14 protein-coding genes are annotated in these 15,592 nt (G+C 52.3%); 7 read left to right on the plus strand and 7 right to left on the minus strand.

Annotation, left to right across the window (positions count from 1 at the left end; all coding sequences use genetic code 11):
- The first annotated feature begins 6 nt into the window (after positions 1 to 6).
- Both ABJU74_RS09450 and ABJU74_RS09455 read left to right on the plus strand, forming a co-directional pair.
- Positions 7 to 1,758, plus strand: a complete 1,752-nt coding sequence (locus tag ABJU74_RS09450; RefSeq protein ID WP_348383269.1) for an acyl-CoA dehydrogenase — start codon at positions 7 to 9, stop codon at positions 1,756 to 1,758.
- A gap of 1 nt (position 1,759) precedes the next feature.
- Positions 1,760 to 2,590: an ATP-binding protein gene (locus ABJU74_RS09455; RefSeq protein WP_348383268.1), complete on the plus strand. Its 831-nt coding sequence runs from the start codon at positions 1,760 to 1,762 to the stop codon at positions 2,588 to 2,590.
- Here ABJU74_RS09455 and ABJU74_RS09460 read toward each other — a convergent pair.
- On the minus strand, positions 2,583 to 3,956 hold the full coding sequence (locus ABJU74_RS09460) for a sorbosone dehydrogenase family protein (protein WP_348383267.1): 1,374 nt from the start codon (positions 3,954 to 3,956) through the stop codon (positions 2,583 to 2,585). The genes ABJU74_RS09455 and ABJU74_RS09460 overlap by 8 nt on opposite strands.
- A 71-nt stretch (positions 3,957 to 4,027) precedes the next feature.
- Complete coding sequence (locus ABJU74_RS09465) at positions 4,028 to 4,279, minus strand: hypothetical protein (protein WP_348383266.1); 252 nt, start codon at positions 4,277 to 4,279, stop codon at positions 4,028 to 4,030.
- Between the two features lie 131 nt (positions 4,280 to 4,410).
- On the opposite strand from ABJU74_RS09465, the gene ABJU74_RS09470 reads away from it, so the two are divergent.
- Positions 4,411 to 4,620: a hypothetical protein gene (locus tag ABJU74_RS09470; RefSeq protein ID WP_348383265.1), complete on the plus strand. Its 210-nt coding sequence runs from the start codon at positions 4,411 to 4,413 to the stop codon at positions 4,618 to 4,620.
- A 32-nt stretch (positions 4,621 to 4,652) separates the two neighbouring features.
- Here the strand turns inward: ABJU74_RS09470 and ABJU74_RS09475 are convergent, their stop codons facing one another.
- The 3 genes from ABJU74_RS09475 to ABJU74_RS09485 all read right to left on the minus strand — a co-directional run bounded on the left by ABJU74_RS09475 (position 4,653) and on the right by ABJU74_RS09485 (position 7,011).
- Positions 4,653 to 5,360, minus strand: a complete 708-nt coding sequence (locus ABJU74_RS09475) for a DUF2807 domain-containing protein (protein ID WP_348383264.1) — start codon at positions 5,358 to 5,360, stop codon at positions 4,653 to 4,655.
- On the minus strand, positions 5,357 to 6,016 hold the full coding sequence (locus tag ABJU74_RS09480) for a class I SAM-dependent methyltransferase (RefSeq protein WP_348383263.1): 660 nt from the start codon (positions 6,014 to 6,016) through the stop codon (positions 5,357 to 5,359). The genes ABJU74_RS09475 and ABJU74_RS09480 overlap by 4 nt, the downstream gene beginning before the upstream one ends.
- A gap of 257 nt (positions 6,017 to 6,273) precedes the next feature.
- Positions 6,274 to 7,011 carry a head GIN domain-containing protein gene (locus tag ABJU74_RS09485; RefSeq protein ID WP_348383262.1) on the minus strand — a complete coding sequence of 246 codons (738 nt, stop codon included), beginning with the start codon at positions 7,009 to 7,011 and terminating at the stop codon, positions 6,274 to 6,276.
- A 129-nt stretch (positions 7,012 to 7,140) separates the two neighbouring features.
- Between ABJU74_RS09485 and ABJU74_RS09490 the strand changes: the two genes are divergently transcribed.
- Positions 7,141 to 7,836, plus strand: coding sequence for an endonuclease/exonuclease/phosphatase family protein (locus ABJU74_RS09490; RefSeq protein WP_348383261.1), 696 nt, complete (start codon positions 7,141 to 7,143; stop codon positions 7,834 to 7,836).
- A gap of 12 nt (positions 7,837 to 7,848) precedes the next feature.
- On the opposite strand, the gene ABJU74_RS09495 is transcribed toward ABJU74_RS09490, so the two are convergent.
- Positions 7,849 to 8,502: a TetR/AcrR family transcriptional regulator gene (locus ABJU74_RS09495; protein ID WP_348383260.1), complete on the minus strand. Its 654-nt coding sequence runs from the start codon at positions 8,500 to 8,502 to the stop codon at positions 7,849 to 7,851.
- Positions 8,503 to 8,688: 186 nt separating this feature from the next.
- Here ABJU74_RS09495 and ABJU74_RS09500 point away from each other — a divergent pair, with 186 nt between their 5' ends.
- From ABJU74_RS09500 to ABJU74_RS09510, 3 genes are read left to right on the plus strand one after another with little or no spacing between them, the layout of a single operon-like run.
- Positions 8,689 to 10,137: a TolC family protein gene (locus ABJU74_RS09500; RefSeq protein ID WP_348383259.1), complete on the plus strand. Its 1,449-nt coding sequence runs from the start codon at positions 8,689 to 8,691 to the stop codon at positions 10,135 to 10,137.
- On the plus strand, positions 10,137 to 11,516 hold the full coding sequence (locus ABJU74_RS09505) for an HlyD family efflux transporter periplasmic adaptor subunit (RefSeq protein WP_348383258.1): 1,380 nt from the start codon (positions 10,137 to 10,139) through the stop codon (positions 11,514 to 11,516). Before ABJU74_RS09500 ends, ABJU74_RS09505 begins: the two co-directional genes overlap by 1 nt.
- Entirely contained in the window at positions 11,513 to 14,779 is a 3,267-nt protein-coding gene (locus ABJU74_RS09510; protein ID WP_348383257.1) for an efflux RND transporter permease subunit, read from the plus strand. Before ABJU74_RS09505 ends, ABJU74_RS09510 begins: the two co-directional genes overlap by 4 nt.
- On the opposite strand, the gene ABJU74_RS09515 is transcribed toward ABJU74_RS09510, so the two are convergent.
- Positions 14,770 to 15,579: a thioesterase family protein gene (locus ABJU74_RS09515; protein ID WP_348383256.1), complete on the minus strand. Its 810-nt coding sequence runs from the start codon at positions 15,577 to 15,579 to the stop codon at positions 14,770 to 14,772. The two genes, ABJU74_RS09510 and ABJU74_RS09515, sit on opposite strands and share 10 nt — an antisense overlap.
- Positions 15,580 to 15,592: the final 13 nt, after the last annotated feature.

Here is a 15,592-nt window from a genome sequence, read left to right on the forward strand (position 1 = left end):
TAAAAGATGAGCTTTACAGCGCCCAGCCGGGAACAAAATTTCGTTCTGAAACATATAGCCAATGTCGGTGCATTGGCTGAGCATGAACGCTTCTCCGGGGCGAGTGAAGATATGGTTGAAGCGATAGTCGAGGGCATCGGGCAGTTTGCCGCGGGCGAATTTGCGCCGATAAATCGCACTGGCGATACGGTCGGCGCGCTATGGCAGGATGGCAATGTGACCATGCCGGCTGGGTTTAAAGACGCTTATAGCCAATTTGTCGCAGGCGGATGGGCCTCGATTGACGGCCCAGAGGAATTTGGCGGACAAGGCTTACCTTATTCCTTGTCAGCTTTGATTCTCGAAACCTGCGGTGCGGCCAATTTTGCTTTTACTTTATGCCCGATGCTCAGCTTTGGCGCTGTCGAAGCTATTCATGCCCATGGCAATGACGAGCAGAAAGCTACATATTTGGAAAAAATGATATCCGGTGAATGGACCGGAACGATGAATTTGACTGAACCACAAGCCGGTTCCGATGTCGGGGCATTGCGCTCCACTGCCGAACCGATTGCGGAAGGCGAGCATGCCGGGAAATATAAGATCAAGGGCCAGAAAATCTATATTACTTTTGGCGAGCATGATCTCACCGACAATATTATTCATCTGGTGCTGGCACGCACGCCGGACGCGCCGGAAGGAACGCGGGGCATATCCTTGTTCATTGTCCCTAAATTTCATTTGGACGCCGAAGGAAAAAGTGCGGCTCCCAATGATGTCACCTGTGTATCGATCGAGCATAAGCTGGGCATTCACGCGTCGCCGACTTGTGTCATGGCTTATGGCGAAAATGATGCCTGTATCGGTGAAATGATAGGCGGCGAATTTGGCGGCATGAAAGCGATGTTCACGATGATGAACAATGCGCGGATAAATGTCGGTTCGCAAGGCGTTCAAATTGCCGAGCGCGCAACCCAGCAGGCTATTCACTATGCCATGGAACGGGTTCAATCAGCACGGGCGGGTAGCGGAAACAAAACACCGGTCGCGATTATTGAGCATCCGGATGTGCGGCGGATGATATTGCGCAGCAAGGCGCTGACTCAGGCCGCCCGCGCCTTGCTCTATTATGCCACATCCTATGTCGATGGGGCTACGCTAGCGTTGGAAGGCGCAAAGTCGCGCGCCGAAATTTTAACTCCTCTAATCAAGGGTTATGGCACGGATATTGGCAATGAGGTGGCGTCTATTGGCGTGCAAGTGCATGGCGGTATGGGTTTTGTAGAAGAAACTGGAGCCGCGCAACATTTTCGCGATGCCCGGATTGCACCAATATATGAAGGGACGAACGGCATCCAGGCTGCTGATCTGGTCGGCAGAAAATTGGGATTGGATGGCGGTGATGCGATGGCCAGCCTCATTGCTGATATCAAGGCCGAAGCTCAAGATGAAGACGGGTTGATGACATTGGCGATGATGGTGGAAGATGTCGCGACATGGATGACTGGCGGAGAGGCTTCTATTGATGACCGATTGGCTGGCAGCTATCCGTTTATGACAATGGTGGCGACCGCCACTTGCGGCATGTTGATGAAAAAACAGCAACGCATTGCCGAGGCGCAATTGGTAGATGGCAATGATCCATTTTTGAAAGCAAAGCTGGTGACGACCCGCTATTATCTCGATCATTTGGTACCCGAGGCCATTGGCTTGAAACCAGCGGCAATGGCTGGTGCGCAGATTTTATATCAGCTTGATAGCGATCAATTGACCGCCTGACATGCGCGATGAGCAAACCACAAGGGCCCTGGAAAGAATTGCCAATGCCTTGGAACGCCTGTCCCCGGCAGTGCAAGATGCGCCCGCTCTAGAAAGCGGGTCTGCTTTTCATTGGAATGGGCAACAGCTTGTCGCGGTCGACAATTTTGAACCGATCGGGTTGGATCTGCTGACTGCAATCGAGCGGCAAAAAGAAAAATTGTGGGTGAATAGCGAACGTTTTGCCGATGGCTTTGCGGCCCATGATGTCTTGCTATGGGGATCACGCGGAATGGGAAAGTCGGCGCTTTCCAAATCGGTGATCCGGGCCTTGCAACAGAAACACAAAAATATCGTCTTGGTGGAAGTCGGAGCCGATCAGCTTGCAAGCTTGCCCGATTTGTTCGCCAAGCTGCAAAATATAGACCGCGCATTTGTCCTGTTTATCGATGATATTGGCTTTGACGAAGGCAAGGCTGCGCCGCGCATTTTGCGCTCGGTTCTGGAAGGCGGCGCGGCGTCACGGCCCGAAAATATCCGCCTATATGTGACATCCAATCGGCGGCATATTCTTCCCCGACATATGTCCGAACAAGAAGATCCGATCAATCCGCGCGATGTGATTGATGACAAGCTTGCCCTTTCGGACCGATTTGGATTGCGTTTGGGCTTTCATGCCGCATCACAAGAGGATTATCTGGCTATGATTGCCCGCTATGGCGAGGTCCATGGTTTAGATTATGATCCACAAGAGGCGCTAACATGGGCCAAACAGCGCGGTCATCGCTCTGGCCGGGTCGCATGGCAATTTATTGTTGAATTGGCGGGCCGGGCTGGCAAAAAGCTTAGCTAGCCGGTGGCGCCTCGGTTGCTTTAGCCCGAGTTTGCGCAGCGCGTTTTTGTGACACACGCCAAATAATTCCACCGACATCGTCGCTGACCAGCAGCGCTCCGCTTTGATCAAACTCGACCATAGTGGGCCGACCTCGCGCCTTATCTTCTTTATCAACAAAGCCGCTGAGCAGCATTTGCGGTTTGCCTTGTGGTTTTCCTTTGCCGTCAAAGGCCACATAAACCACATCATAGCCCGATAAGGGTTTGCGGTTCCAAGAGCCATGGCGGGCAACGACCGCCCCGCTATCAAAAGCTGCTCCCAAGGCTTGGCCATGAGAAAAGGCCAGGCCAAGAGGCGCGACATGGGCGCCCAGCGCATAATCTGGTCGCCGTTCATATTGCCGATGATCAAGGTTTTTCGGCTCAACTCTAGGGTCAATATGGCCGCGCCAAAAATGCCAGGGCCAACCATAGTGGGAAGCAAATAGTACTTCGGTGAGATAGTCGGGAACCATGTCGCTACCGAGCATGTCGCGTTCGTTAACAACAGTCCAAAGCTTCCCGCTCGTTGGCTCATAGGCCAAGCCGACCGGATTGCGCAGACCATCAGAATAGACAATCTTATTGTTGGTCGCTAATTCGACGCGCAACACGGCAGCGCGTTCTTTTTCGCTGTCCATGCCATTTTCGCCAATATTGCTGTTGGAGCCAACAGCGATGAAAAGATATTTGCCGTCCGGACTGGCGATTAAATTGCGTGTCCAATGGTTGTTCGGCGCCCGCGCATTGAGATTGGCCACTTTTCGGCCTTCGGCTGTAATGTTCGTGTCGCCGGTCGCATAAGGATAAGCCATGACATTATTGGTATTGGCAACATATAATAGGTCGTTCACCAATACCATGCCAAAGGGGGAGTTGAGATTTTCCAGAAAGGCGAATTTTTCATCCACTTTGCCATCCGCATCTGTATCGCGCAGCAAGCTGATCCGATTGGCCGAAGCTGTACCAGCGCCCGCTTTGCTCATCAGGTTGCGCATGATCCAGCCTTCGATACCGCTATTGGTGCGCGGCGGACTGTTGGTCTCAGCGACCAGGATATCGCCATTGGGCAAGCGCAACATCGATCGGGGATGGTCCAAGCCTTCGGCGAATCGTTCAACCTTGAGGCCATCTGCGGCAACGGGGCTTTGATCGGCTTCCCATGGTGAAGCCTCGGCGATATTAATGGTCGGAAATTTCTCGGTTCGAACATTGGTAATTTCCGGTTTAACGCCTGTTGTGGCTTCAAGCGGCAAGCGCGCCGTATCGCCGCGCGTGAAATAATAGCCGGCACCAATGACGATCAAAATCACCAAAATCGATATATTGCGAAAATGTTTTAGCATGGTCTGATAATAGGAAGCGGTGCCGATGATGACAAGCGCGCTATTGGATTGGCTGCGCCGTTTGTGGCTGCCTATCCGTTATTTTTCCGATCAAAATACCAAATCGCAACAGCAACAAGTCCGCCGGCCAGCAGTCCACCGATAAAACCCATGGACGGTTGCCCGAGAAGGCTGCCCACGACAACGCCCAATATACAGCCCATGGCCAAAAAAAAGCCGCCTGCATTTTTGTTGCTGCCGGGTTCCGCGTTTTTGCTGTCCGTCATCTTACCCTCAATATTGCCTGTCCTGTCGTCATGCCACGACCGGTTGCTGTTGGCCACATGACTTTGCCTACCAAAAAATAAGCTTTTGTTCACCATCGCCTTTGACGGAATTTCCATTCCTCTTGGCTAGACCCTTTGCTTGACCAGCATGGCCAAAGGGCCTTGCCTATTTTGCACAGGAGCCTGTTTTGCAACTACCCGTATTTATAGACTCCACCAGTTTTTCCGACGCCGAGCAGCTGATTACCAATTTTGGTGAGGAAGCGGGACTTGAAGCGGCCAATCGGGCGGATAAAAGCCGCGCTGTGGGTAACCATCTCCACTATTGCAAATGGCGCCAAGTGGAACGACTTTGTGTCCTGTTGTCGATTGATCAATCCATCGGAACAGTTCACTAAAGCATAGAAGTACATAGAATAATTCGGAAATTTTAGCGTTTAGGGTCGCAGATAATATCAGCGGATCCGCCTGATTTGACGCTACAATTCGGACGACCATCAATTCTGATCTGGCCGGTTCCGCTATTCGATATATCGACTTGCTTTTCGACAAAAATATGACTGCTGGCTGGACCGCGTTGCACGAGTTTCAACGTTTCCAAGGTCAGTTGCGATCCGTCAAAGATGCTGGATCCGAGCAATTGTATGGTCGCCTTCGTGGCTGTTCCAGCCATGACCATCTGGCCGCCGCCATTCATCGCAACGCTGAGCGTGTCACCGGCAACATCGTTAATCGTCAACACACCGAAACCGGTTAATCGCGCTTTGGGGTCGCGGCCACCCAATTTGTCTAATGACACGGTGCCAGAACCAGAATGGGTAATGGATTTGACAACATAGCTGCTGAGTGTGACGGTAACCGGTTCTTCCGCAGAAAACCGGCTATTATCTCCCGCTTTGGGGCGGATAGAGACAATTAACTGACTGCCGTTTTTGCGCAGCAATACGCGATCCAATATTTCGCGACTGGCGGCTTCTGCGCGGGCAGAAACACCTTTGTCGGTAGAAATAAAGACGTTCACATTGCCAATGATCCGGACATCTTCAAAGCTAGAAATTGAATATTTGCGTTCAGCAGCCTCAGCTGGTGACAAATATACTGCCGACAGCGCTGATAAAAAAATCAGAAAATATTTCATAGTGGACGCGCTTCTCCAAATTCCATCCAGCCCAACCACCGGGGCGTTTTCGGTGCATAGTGGCCGCCTTCTTCCTGCAACGCGAACCCTTCTGCTGTAAACAGCTTCGAAACGGGACGGTGCAGATGGCAACCACCGGCGATATGTTTCCACATCGGTTCAATCCGCTGTTGCCATTTTTCCGGCCCTTTGTCAGGAGCGCGACCATGTTCGAGAAACAAGATCTTACCCCCTGGCTTTAAGACGCGCCGCATTTCGTTCAGAACTTGTTTACCATCTTGAACTGAACAAAGGGTAAAAGTGGTGAGTATGGTGTCGAAACTATCCGGCTCAAACGGCATTGCTTCTCCGATACCGTTTAAGATCTCCATATCGAAACCGCGATCCTGGGCCTCGCTGCGCGTGTAATCCAACAATTCGGCGGAAGGGTCGAGCCCGGTGAGCTTATCAATTTTGGTTCGGTCGTAAAATTGCAAGTTTATCCCGCCGCCGCAGCCCAATTCCAGCACATGGCCCTTGGCTTTGGGCACGACTTCGCTGCGGTCTTTCATCACCGCGGGCTGTGAACATGCAAATTTTATAATTCGCGGGACGGCGTGTTTTTCCCAAAAATTGGGTTGGGATCCCGCTCTTGGACGGGGTTGATTATCAGACATGAACCGGCCTTTCGTTGCGCAACAAACAGTCAAGGCCCACTCTATAGCGGAGAAATATTCCAATCCAAAATGCATGCAAGGGATGCATGGGTTTGAAGGACTCACCAATCCACAGCAAAGCGACTTAGCTTTGCCTATCCGAAACTTGTCTGTGATAGTCGGCGGCTATCTAGATTATCCTTTTTTGCTGTCTCCAGGCTAGCAGAGGGATGATCCGGGGGACGATCTGGTAGGAAAGTGAAATCGTTAGCGAAGACTTAGCTGCAAGTGACTTTCCCTGATCCTGCGGCCTTAACCGTGCAGGTAGCGTTCCCGTGAACGCGGATATCACCAGAGCCGACTATTTTGGCGTCTACCGCGCCTTCAGAAGATAAGGCAACATCGCCGCTGCCGGCTATTTTTATAGTTGCCGAATCTGCGTTTAGGGACTTGCCTTTGACATCACCGGAGCCCGCGATGGAAATGGATACATTGTCTGCATCGCCGGATAAATTGGCATTTCCGGAGCCGGCAATTTTGGTGCTCAACGATGCTGTTTTCAGCGCTGAGACGGTGATGTTACCGGAGCCGGCAATGCTGACCTTGGCCTCTTCACCGTCCATTTCGTCAACCGACATATCACCCGATCCTGCCAGCTTGGCGCTCTTCAAGGATGGAGCGCTGACATAAACCGTCGCAGAATTCTTGCCGATACTCCAATTGCCGCTTTTTTCGCGGCCAATTTTGAGCTGGCCATTGGTAATTTTATAGCGCAATTGTTCTACAACCTCTTCATCGCCTTCGGCACGAATGGAAAATTCGGAGCCGCTGGTGAAGACCACATTGTCTGGACCGGCCAGCGAAACGCCTTCGAAATCACCCGGATTCACATCGCTGGTTCCGATGGTCTCTCCGTCAGAAAAACTGCTTTTTCCGGTATCGCTAATCGCACTGGCAATTGATCCTTCACAGGCAGCCAAGGCAAGCAGGGGCAAAGCGAATAAAAGTTTTTTCATAGATAGTCTCCAATGTGTATTGTTGAACTAATACAGCGATGCTGGAAATTTGGCAAGAGCGAAATTATCGCGCTCGGCTGATCCGATCACGCGCTGGACTCATTCCTCGGGCCAAGGGTAGACTGAGCAATGCTCAAAGTTGCCAGTTATAATATTCGCAAAGCATTGGGGACGGATCGGCGGCGTAACCCCGGCCGGATCATAGCGGTGCTAAACGAGTTGGATGCGGATATTGTTGCGTTGCAAGAAGCCGATCGCCGCTTTGGAAAACGCACTGCTGCCATTCCGCCTTTGCTGCTCGAACAACATAGCGACTATCGGCCGATACCATTGGACGTGCAGATTGATTCCATGGGATGGCACGGTAATGCGCTGCTGGTGCGAAAATCTGCAAAACTCTTGGCTCATGATATATTGCATATTCCCTATCTTGAACCGCGAGGCGCGGTCATGGCGCAAGTCATGATCAACGGATTTTCTCTGTCGATCGTGGCGATGCATCTGGATTTATCAGGCCTTTGGCGCCGCCGCCAAGCTGCGGCGATCATCCGCTACGCCCAAGATTATGCTGAGAATCGGCAGACAATATTAATGGGTGATCTCAATGAATGGAGCAATGGGCGCGGTTGCCTGCAGGATTTTGCGCGCCATTATCATTTCGCTGATTGCGGCCGGAGTTTTCACTCGCGCCGTCCAATCGCGCGGCTGGATCGAATCCTGCATTGCGATCAATTGCGCGCCATAAATGCCGGCGTGCACCGCAGTGCGGCTGCGCGGACAGCTTCGGACCATTTGCCAGTATGGGCCGAGATGATATTGGTTTAGCGCCGCTCGTATTTAAGGCTGGCTGCGTTGTTGATGGATCAGCATCCAACCATCAACAGCGCGCTTTGCACGTTTCTGTTTTTCAGCAGCCGACAGGTTCATTTTGTGACCATAGCGCAGAAACAAGTCCATTCGGCCCATGACTAAGCCTGCAAACATTTCCGCCGATGCTTTAACATCATCGCTTTGAATCTCGCCTTTTTCGATCGATAATTCCAGCAAATTGGTGAGATCTTGAAGTAGGCGTCGAGGCCCGTTGTCGAGAAACAATTCGCCAATGCCGGGATCGCGTGTGACTTCGGCCGCCAATATCCGTTCAAAGCGGATCATTTCTTCGCGCATCAAAAAATCCATCATTCCCAGTGCGGCCTGTTGCAAAATATCGCGTAAGCTTTTGTCTTCGAGATTTTCGACGACAAAATTTTTGCGCATGTGGGCGCATTCGGTGCTGACCACTTGGCCGAACAGATTATCCTTGTCTTTAAACCGGCTGTAGATTGTTACTTTGGAAACTTGCGCGCGCGCGGCAATGGCCTCGATTGTTGCGCTGGAAAAGCCATTGGTATAAAATTCCTCCCGTGCGGCCGCGAGAATATCCGCTATTTTGCGTTGGCTTGCGGGTCCTCCTGCGAGGCTATGAGATTGATTTATGTCCGCATCGGTCACGGCGCTTCCCCTGAATAATATCGTCTTGTAACAAAATGAACGCTATCGTACAAATAAAACGTTGACGTTCATTTACTTCAGTGGCTATTTAATATGGCTTGATCAGATTCAAGCCGCTGCAACGGTGCCCCTATTGTGAATATTTTTTTTGCTAGAGCCCTCTTATCGTCAAGCGCGATTGTCTTGATGGCGACTGGTTGCGTGAGTATGGCGCCGGCATCCAAGCCGCCACCAATTGTTGCGGCCATACCGCAAAATTATGATAGCATCGCCGTTGAGGGTTCTTACGCGCCGGCACAGTGGTGGACATCGTTTCAAGATCCTGTGCTCAACGCGCTGCTCGATGAAGCGCTGAAAAACAATCTTGATCTTGCTGAAGCGACGGCGCGATTGCGGGCGGCAGAAGCGCAGGCGCGAATATCTAAAAGCGGGCTATTCCCGCAAGTTAACGCCGATATTAACAGCAGCTTTTCCGACACGCCAACCGCGGGCACCGGTTTTGGAACGGGATTTGGCGCGTCGCGCTTGCAAGTCGAAAGCTATACGTCTGGATTGGGTTTTGCCTATGAAGTGGATTTATGGGGTCGCCTGCGAGATACCGCGCGCGCAGGCCGGGCGGATGCTGTTGCTGCTGCTGCTGATCTTCAAGCCGCGCGACTCGCTGTCATGGCGGAGACGATCACCAGCTATTTCGATATTGTCGATGCGCGTGATCAAATTGCTCTAACCGCAAAAATTGTTGATGTGCTTGGCGATCGGGTCGAGCAAACCGAAAATCGCTATCGCCGCGGGCTGGCGTCATCGTTCGAACTTTATCAAGTGCGCCAAGATTTTCGGAATATTCAGTCCGGCCTGCCGCAGCGCGAACGGCAATTGGCAGCAACCGAGGGTCAGTTGGCCGTGCTGGTTGGGCGCTATGCGGATAATATGGAGCAATATCTGGGACAAAAGCTAGCGCCGCAACTCATCTTCACGCCTATTCCAACAGGATTACCGATTGATTTGCTGGCGCAGCGCCCGGACATTTATGCCGAAAGCCAGCGACTTGAATCTGCCCGTTTCAATCTCGGCGCGCGCAAAGCGGAACGTTTCCCGTCGATTAACTTGTCGGCTGGAACCGGCACGCAATCGAGCAATCTGTCCGGCCTGTTTGATATATTTGACAAGTGGATTTTAAATCTCGGCGCGGGCTTGACCGCACCCTTGTTTCAAGGCGGTCGAATTCGCGCCAATATCGAGCTTGCCGATGCCCAATATGCACAACAAGCGGCGGTCTATGCGCGCACTGTTCTCAATGCTTTTCAAGAAGTGAATGCCGCGATTAAGGGCTATGAAGAAGAACGCCAGCGCTACCGCTTTCTCTTTTCACAGCTAGACGAAGCAAGAGCCGCAGCTGATTTACAATCCAGCCGATTTGCCAATGGCGTCGGAAGCTATGTGGACTATCTCGATGCATTGCGCGCCCAATATCAGGTGCAATCTGCCTTGTCCTCTGCGGGACGAGATGTGGCCTTGGCCCGATTGGCCGTGCATCGCGCCTTGGGTGGCAGCTGGGATTCCCCACGCGCGACCGGGTCGGGCAACCCATCCCGGCAATTTCGCACAGGTGCGCCAGAAATTCGAGGAGAGAAATAGTGTATCGGCAACGCGTCATTGGCGGACTGATCTTGATCGCAGCCATAGCGATTGCCGCCTTGCTAATTTTTCTGCGCAGCGAACCAGAGGAAAAGCCGCCGGAAGAGAATATTCCGCTGGTTCAAGCTCAGTCTCTTGAAATTCGCAGTGGAAATTTGATGATTCAAGGGTCCGGTACCATTCGTGCCCGCGAGGAATTAACGCTTTCGGCGGAAGTTGCGGGCAAGCTGGTCTATGTTAACCCAGGTCTGCGGGAAGGCCAAAGCGTAGCACGGGGCGCTACGCTTTTCCGCATCGAGACGGCAGATTATCGCAACGCTGTTCAAACCGCACAGGCTGATGTCGCTTCGCAAAATGTTGCGGTCCTGGAAGCCCGCGAAGAAGTGGCGTTGGCGAAAGCGGAATTGGCGCGATTTGCTGAGCGTGGAAAAAGCAATAACGCATTTGCGAGCGTCGACAGCAATGATTATGCCGCGCGGATCTTGCCCCCGGAAATGCTCAATCAAGAACAGTTCCCTGCGTCTGAAACGCCTACAAACTCTAGTCTTGCCAATGGCCTGGCAACCCGCGAACCACAGTTGCAATCGGCGCGCGCTGCCTTGCGCCGCGCGCAAGCGCAACTCTCTGACGCGCAGATTGCATTGAAGCGCACCACCGTTCGAGCGCCGTTTTCTGGTATTGTCCGTTCAGAGGATATTGCCTTGGGCAGCTATGTCGCGCCGGGACAAGCGCTGGGCGCCTTGGTCGGCACGGCCGATTTTGAAGCGGTGATCCCATTGTCAGAAAGCGAAGCGGCATTAATTCCGGGATTGTGGCGCACTGGATCCCAGCGGATCGAGGCGTCCATCTATTCCGACTATGGAGGAACCCGATATCGCTGGCAGGCTTTTGTGGACCGGGCCAATAGTGTTCTCAATCCCCAAACCCGAACCATCGATATATTCTTGCGCATCCCCAATCCGCTGCGCGGCGGTGCGCCCGCAGCCGATCAGAAAAAAGGCCAGACATCAGCAGGCGCGTCGGGCGCTCCACCATTATTTGTCGGCAGCTTTGTCGATGCGGAAATTACCGGCCGGGCTTTGGATGAATATGCCATATTGCCCTTGGCCGCCTTGCGCCCAGGCAATCAAATCTGGTTGATCCGCGATGGCAAGCTGCATATTATGAAGGTCGAAATTTATCAGCGTACCGACAAATTGGCGTTGATCAGTACGGCAGGTCTTGAGCCAAAGCCGATGGTGATTTTGGGGGCATTGAAAACCGCGACCAACGGCCAGAAAGTGCGTATCGCAGCGGCGCGGGCAAATAGCCCGGCCAATGCTAAACCGGTGGCAGATAAGCAGGACAAAGCCAAGAGCAAGGCAGATAAGGTGCAATGACTGGTCCCGCAGAATCAGCTGACGGACTGGCGCCTGCTCCGGAAACGCCCAGCAAAGAAATTATGGAGCAAAGCGGATTTGTCGCTTTCATGGCGCGCAACGGGGTTGCGGCCAATTTGCTGATGCTGTTTTTTTTCATAGCTGGCATCGCATCCTTTGGTACGATTGTGCAGGAAGTCTTCCCGGAAAATAGTCTCGACACCGTGCAGGTCAGTGTGACTTATCCCGGCGCAACTCCCGATGAAGTCGAAGAATCGATTGTCCAGAAAATCGAAGAAGCGGTGGAAGCGGTGGACGGCGTCAAGAAAGTGACCGCCAATGCCCGGGAAGGTTCGGGTTCGGTTTCGGTGGAATTGGAACTGGGGACGAATATCGATCGCGCGCTGGATGATGTCAAAGCCGAAATTGATCAGATTCAAACATTTCCGGCCGAAGCGGAAGAGCCGGATGTCCGCGAACTAACCACGCGGCAAAGCGTGGTTCGCATCGCTATATATGGCGACGTTTCCGAAACGGCGTTGAAAGAAGTGGCCTATCAGTTGGAAGATTCACTGGCGGCGCTGGATGCGGTTTCCTTTGTCGATACCAGTTCGATTCGCGACTATGAAATGTCCATCGAAGTGCCGCAAAACACACTGCAAGCTTTGGGCTTGTCGCTCAACGATATCTCGCGAACCGTAGCGGCCAGTAGCCTCGACAGCCCCGCCGGCTCGATCGATACCGATAGCGAAGAAGTCCGCGTTCGTACGCTCGGGCAAAATTATAATCAGCAGAATTTTGAAGATATTATACTCGTCAGCAGCGACAATGGTACGCTCATCCGCTTAGGGCAAGTGGCTGATGTCAAAGACGAATTTGAAGATTCCGATTTGATTTCCTTATATAATGGCAAACCGGTTGCCTTTGTCGAAGTGTTTCGAACCAGTGATGAACGGGTGTTGGACGTAGCCAAAGCGGTGCGTGAATATCTGGAAAATGATTTTCAAAAGACGCTTCCGGAAGGCGTATCTTATGCCATTTGGAGCGATGATTCCGAACTGCTCAATGACCGGCTGAGCTTGTTGTTGAAAAATGCCGCTATTGGGCTTTTGCTGGTATTGCTGGCGCTGACATTGTTCCTCGACATACGTCTTGCCGCCTGGACAGCGGTCGGGATTGGTGTGACCTTCATTGGTGCTATTTTCCTCCTCGATCTGGCGGGATCGAGCATAAACATGTTCTCGCTGTTCGGCTTCATTCTCGCATTGGGTCTCGTGGTCGATGATGCGATTGTGGTGGGCGAGAATATTTACGCCCAGCGGGAAAATGGGCGCACGGGATTAGGCGCATCCGTTTCCGGCGCACGGCGTGTGACCATACCCGTGATATTCGCGGTTTTGACAACCATTGCCGCTTTCTCCCCGATTTTTGCCGTTGGCGGTGTGATTGGCAAGTTAATTGCCGACATCCCGCTGGTGGTCATCTGTGTGCTGGTTCTGTCATTGATCGAATGTTTGCTGATACTGCCCAATCATCTCAGCCATTTGCCGCCCCCGGGGGCGGTTACGCATAATCCGATCACGCGTTTTTTTGAACGCGTGCAAAACAAGGTGGATGAATATTTTCAAGCCTTTGTTGACGGCCCCTTGGACCGGGCCTTGCACTTTGCCATTCGGATGCCGTTCGTAATTCTCGCTGGCGCCGTCGGTCTCTTGATCATTTTTGCATCGCTCATTCCCGCTGGAATTATTAAAGTGGGATTTTTCCCCTCCGTTGAAGCAGATGTGGTGACCGCAAGCTTGGAAATGCCTGCGGGGACTACCATTGAGCAAACCGAAAAAATCGCTGTTCTGGTCGAACAAAAAGGCCGTGAAGTTTTCGCGGACTACCAATCTGGCCGACCAGATGATGAAGACTCACCCCTGCGCGGTATTTTCACCAGAGTGGGGCAAGCGGCACCCAGTGGCGGCCCCGAACCCAATGGCGGATCGGCTTCATCCAGTCTTGCCAGTATTCAGTTTAGTTTTATCCCGGGCGATCAACGGGACTTGGAGGCTAAGCAATTTGAAAATGCGTGGCGCGATGCCGTTGGTCCAATTGTCGAAGCGCGGTCACTGGTCTTTGCATCGGAACTGATTTCTGTGGGTGCTCCCGTAAATGTGCAATTATCTGATCCTGACCCAGCCATTGTAGAGGCGGCGTCCGCGAAATTAATGACAGAATTAGAGCGCTTTAGCGGCCTGTTTGATATTGAGACCGATCAAGACGCCGGGTTGCAGGAAATTCAGCTGCGCCTAAAGCCCGAGGCGCGCACTTTGGGCGTCACGTTGCAGGATGTTGCGGCGCAAGTTCGCGCGGCTTTTTTTGGCAGTGAAGCGCTGCGAGTGCAACGCGGCCGAGAAGATGTTCGGGTCTATATCAGGCTGCCAGAAGCGGAGCGCAATTCCATCGCGGATGTCGAACGGTTTCGGGTGCGCGTTCCCGGCGGCGAAGTGGCCTTGGCAACATTGGCGGATGTTTCTTTTGGGCGGGCGCCGTCTGTTATTCGGCGTACAGATGGTCGCCGCGTCACCACGGTGACGGCGGACCTTGATGATGAGATTGTAACCGGCGAAGAAATTGCCAAGGCTTTGACCGAGGATATCATGCCGCAACTACAGGCAGATTATCCCCAATTGCTGTATAGCTTGGGCGGTGAGCAAGAAGAGCAAGCCGAATCATTTGATCGGTTTTTCCCAGCACTGATCTTCTCCTTCATGGTGATCTATGCGCTCCTGGCCATTCCTTTTCGTTCTTATGTGCAGCCGTTGATCATCATGGCGGTGATTCCCTTTGGCATTATCGGAGCGTTAATCGGTCACATGTTGCTCGATATCCAGCTGGTGATTCTTAGTGTTTTCGGGATTACCGCTTTGGGCGGCGTGATCATCAATGGTTCGTTGGTCATGATTGACTTTATCAACGAAAATCTGCGGGAAGGCATGCCGATTGAAGAGGCTATTATGAAGGGAGCTAAATCTAGGTTCCGGCCGATCATGCTCACCTCTCTCACGACATTTCTTGGCGTGGCGCCGATCACATTTGAGACCAGTCTTCAGGCTCAATTTCTTGTGCCCATGGCGGCGAGCCTTGGCTTTGGTGTGTTATTTGGAACGATAATATTGCAGCTTCTCATTCCTGCTTTGTCGGTTTTGGAATATCGCGGCAAACAGCGGGTTCAAAATTTTGTTGCGCGCCATCGCGCTGATCTTAACGCGCGGGCGGCACAAGCCGATCAGGCGTAATAAGCAACGCTTTGCATCCCGGTTGCAACCAGTTGCTGTTCGCTATTCCAAATGCTCATATATTGGCTACTGGCGCCATGATCCGCATGATGGGTTTGTGAATCAATCAACCACCAACCAGCGTCTGTAGCGGGGTGATCGGATATTATGTTCACTTGCCAATTCATCGAGCTGACCATCGCATTTTTATCGAGCATGCCCATGATGGAGGGCGGCAACGCATCGCCCATACATAATATTTCGGCGATCGGGTCGAGACCTTCACGGTCTTTCAGTCGCATCCAGCGTGTCAGTCGATTGGTTTTGACGCTGGTATCGATTCTTTTGCCGACAAATTCCATTTTAGAAGTAAAATATTGTTCTGGTCCGCTGTGTAGTGCTTCATTCTGAGGCAATGGTGGAAAGGCTGGTTTGATCATGTCATAGCTTTTGATTTCTGTCTCGCGCTGCTTGGCAAAAATGAAATTACAATGCAGGCCAAGTCCTTTGTCGCCATGAAGATCAGATTGTACAAAAGCAGTGCTGCGACCACGGCGTAACATTTTCGTTTGCGCGGTTAGCGCGCCAAATAAGGGACCGGTAAATGCAATTTGAGCCGTGCGAAGGCCCGGCAATTCATCTTCAATATGACTGGCGGCATGATAGGCCAGAGCGGTTGATACACCGCCAAAAGCCGTGCGGCCTTGTGTCCAGCCTTGAGGCAGCTGGACTGGATTGGCGTCTCCGCCGGTTCCGCATTGGTTCAAAAGAGAGGCGAGTGATACCGATTTGTCGGTGTCTTTGGTCATCTGATCAGTCATGTCTGCGGCTTAT

Origin of the sequence: Parasphingorhabdus sp., assembly GCF_039982415.1 — a bacterium.
GTDB lineage: Bacteria > Pseudomonadota > Alphaproteobacteria > Sphingomonadales > Sphingomonadaceae > Parasphingorhabdus.

Bases quoted from the DNA above. Each gene is read 5' to 3' on its own strand.
- ABJU74_RS09515 (WP_348383256.1), bottom strand. From the start codon at position 15,579: ATGACTGATCAGATGACCAAAGACACCGACAAATCGGTATCACTCGCC.
- ABJU74_RS09485 (WP_348383262.1), bottom strand. From the start codon at position 7,011: ATGAAAAAACTTTTATTCGCTTTGCCCCTGCTTGCCTTGGCTGCCTGT.
- ABJU74_RS09500 (WP_348383259.1), top strand. From the start codon at position 8,689: ATGGCGACTGGTTGCGTGAGTATGGCGCCGGCATCCAAGCCGCCACCA.
- ABJU74_RS09480 (WP_348383263.1), bottom strand. From the start codon at position 6,016: ATGTCTGATAATCAACCCCGTCCAAGAGCGGGATCCCAACCCAATTTT.
- ABJU74_RS09460 (WP_348383267.1), bottom strand. From the start codon at position 3,956: ATGCTAAAACATTTTCGCAATATATCGATTTTGGTGATTTTGATCGTC.
- ABJU74_RS09455 (WP_348383268.1), top strand. From the start codon at position 1,760: ATGCGCGATGAGCAAACCACAAGGGCCCTGGAAAGAATTGCCAATGCC.
- ABJU74_RS09510 (WP_348383257.1), top strand. From the start codon at position 11,513: ATGACTGGTCCCGCAGAATCAGCTGACGGACTGGCGCCTGCTCCGGAA.
- ABJU74_RS09475 (WP_348383264.1), bottom strand. From the start codon at position 5,360: ATGAAATATTTTCTGATTTTTTTATCAGCGCTGTCGGCAGTATATTTG.
- ABJU74_RS09450 (WP_348383269.1), top strand. From the start codon at position 7: ATGAGCTTTACAGCGCCCAGCCGGGAACAAAATTTCGTTCTGAAACAT.
- ABJU74_RS09490 (WP_348383261.1), top strand. From the start codon at position 7,141: ATGCTCAAAGTTGCCAGTTATAATATTCGCAAAGCATTGGGGACGGAT.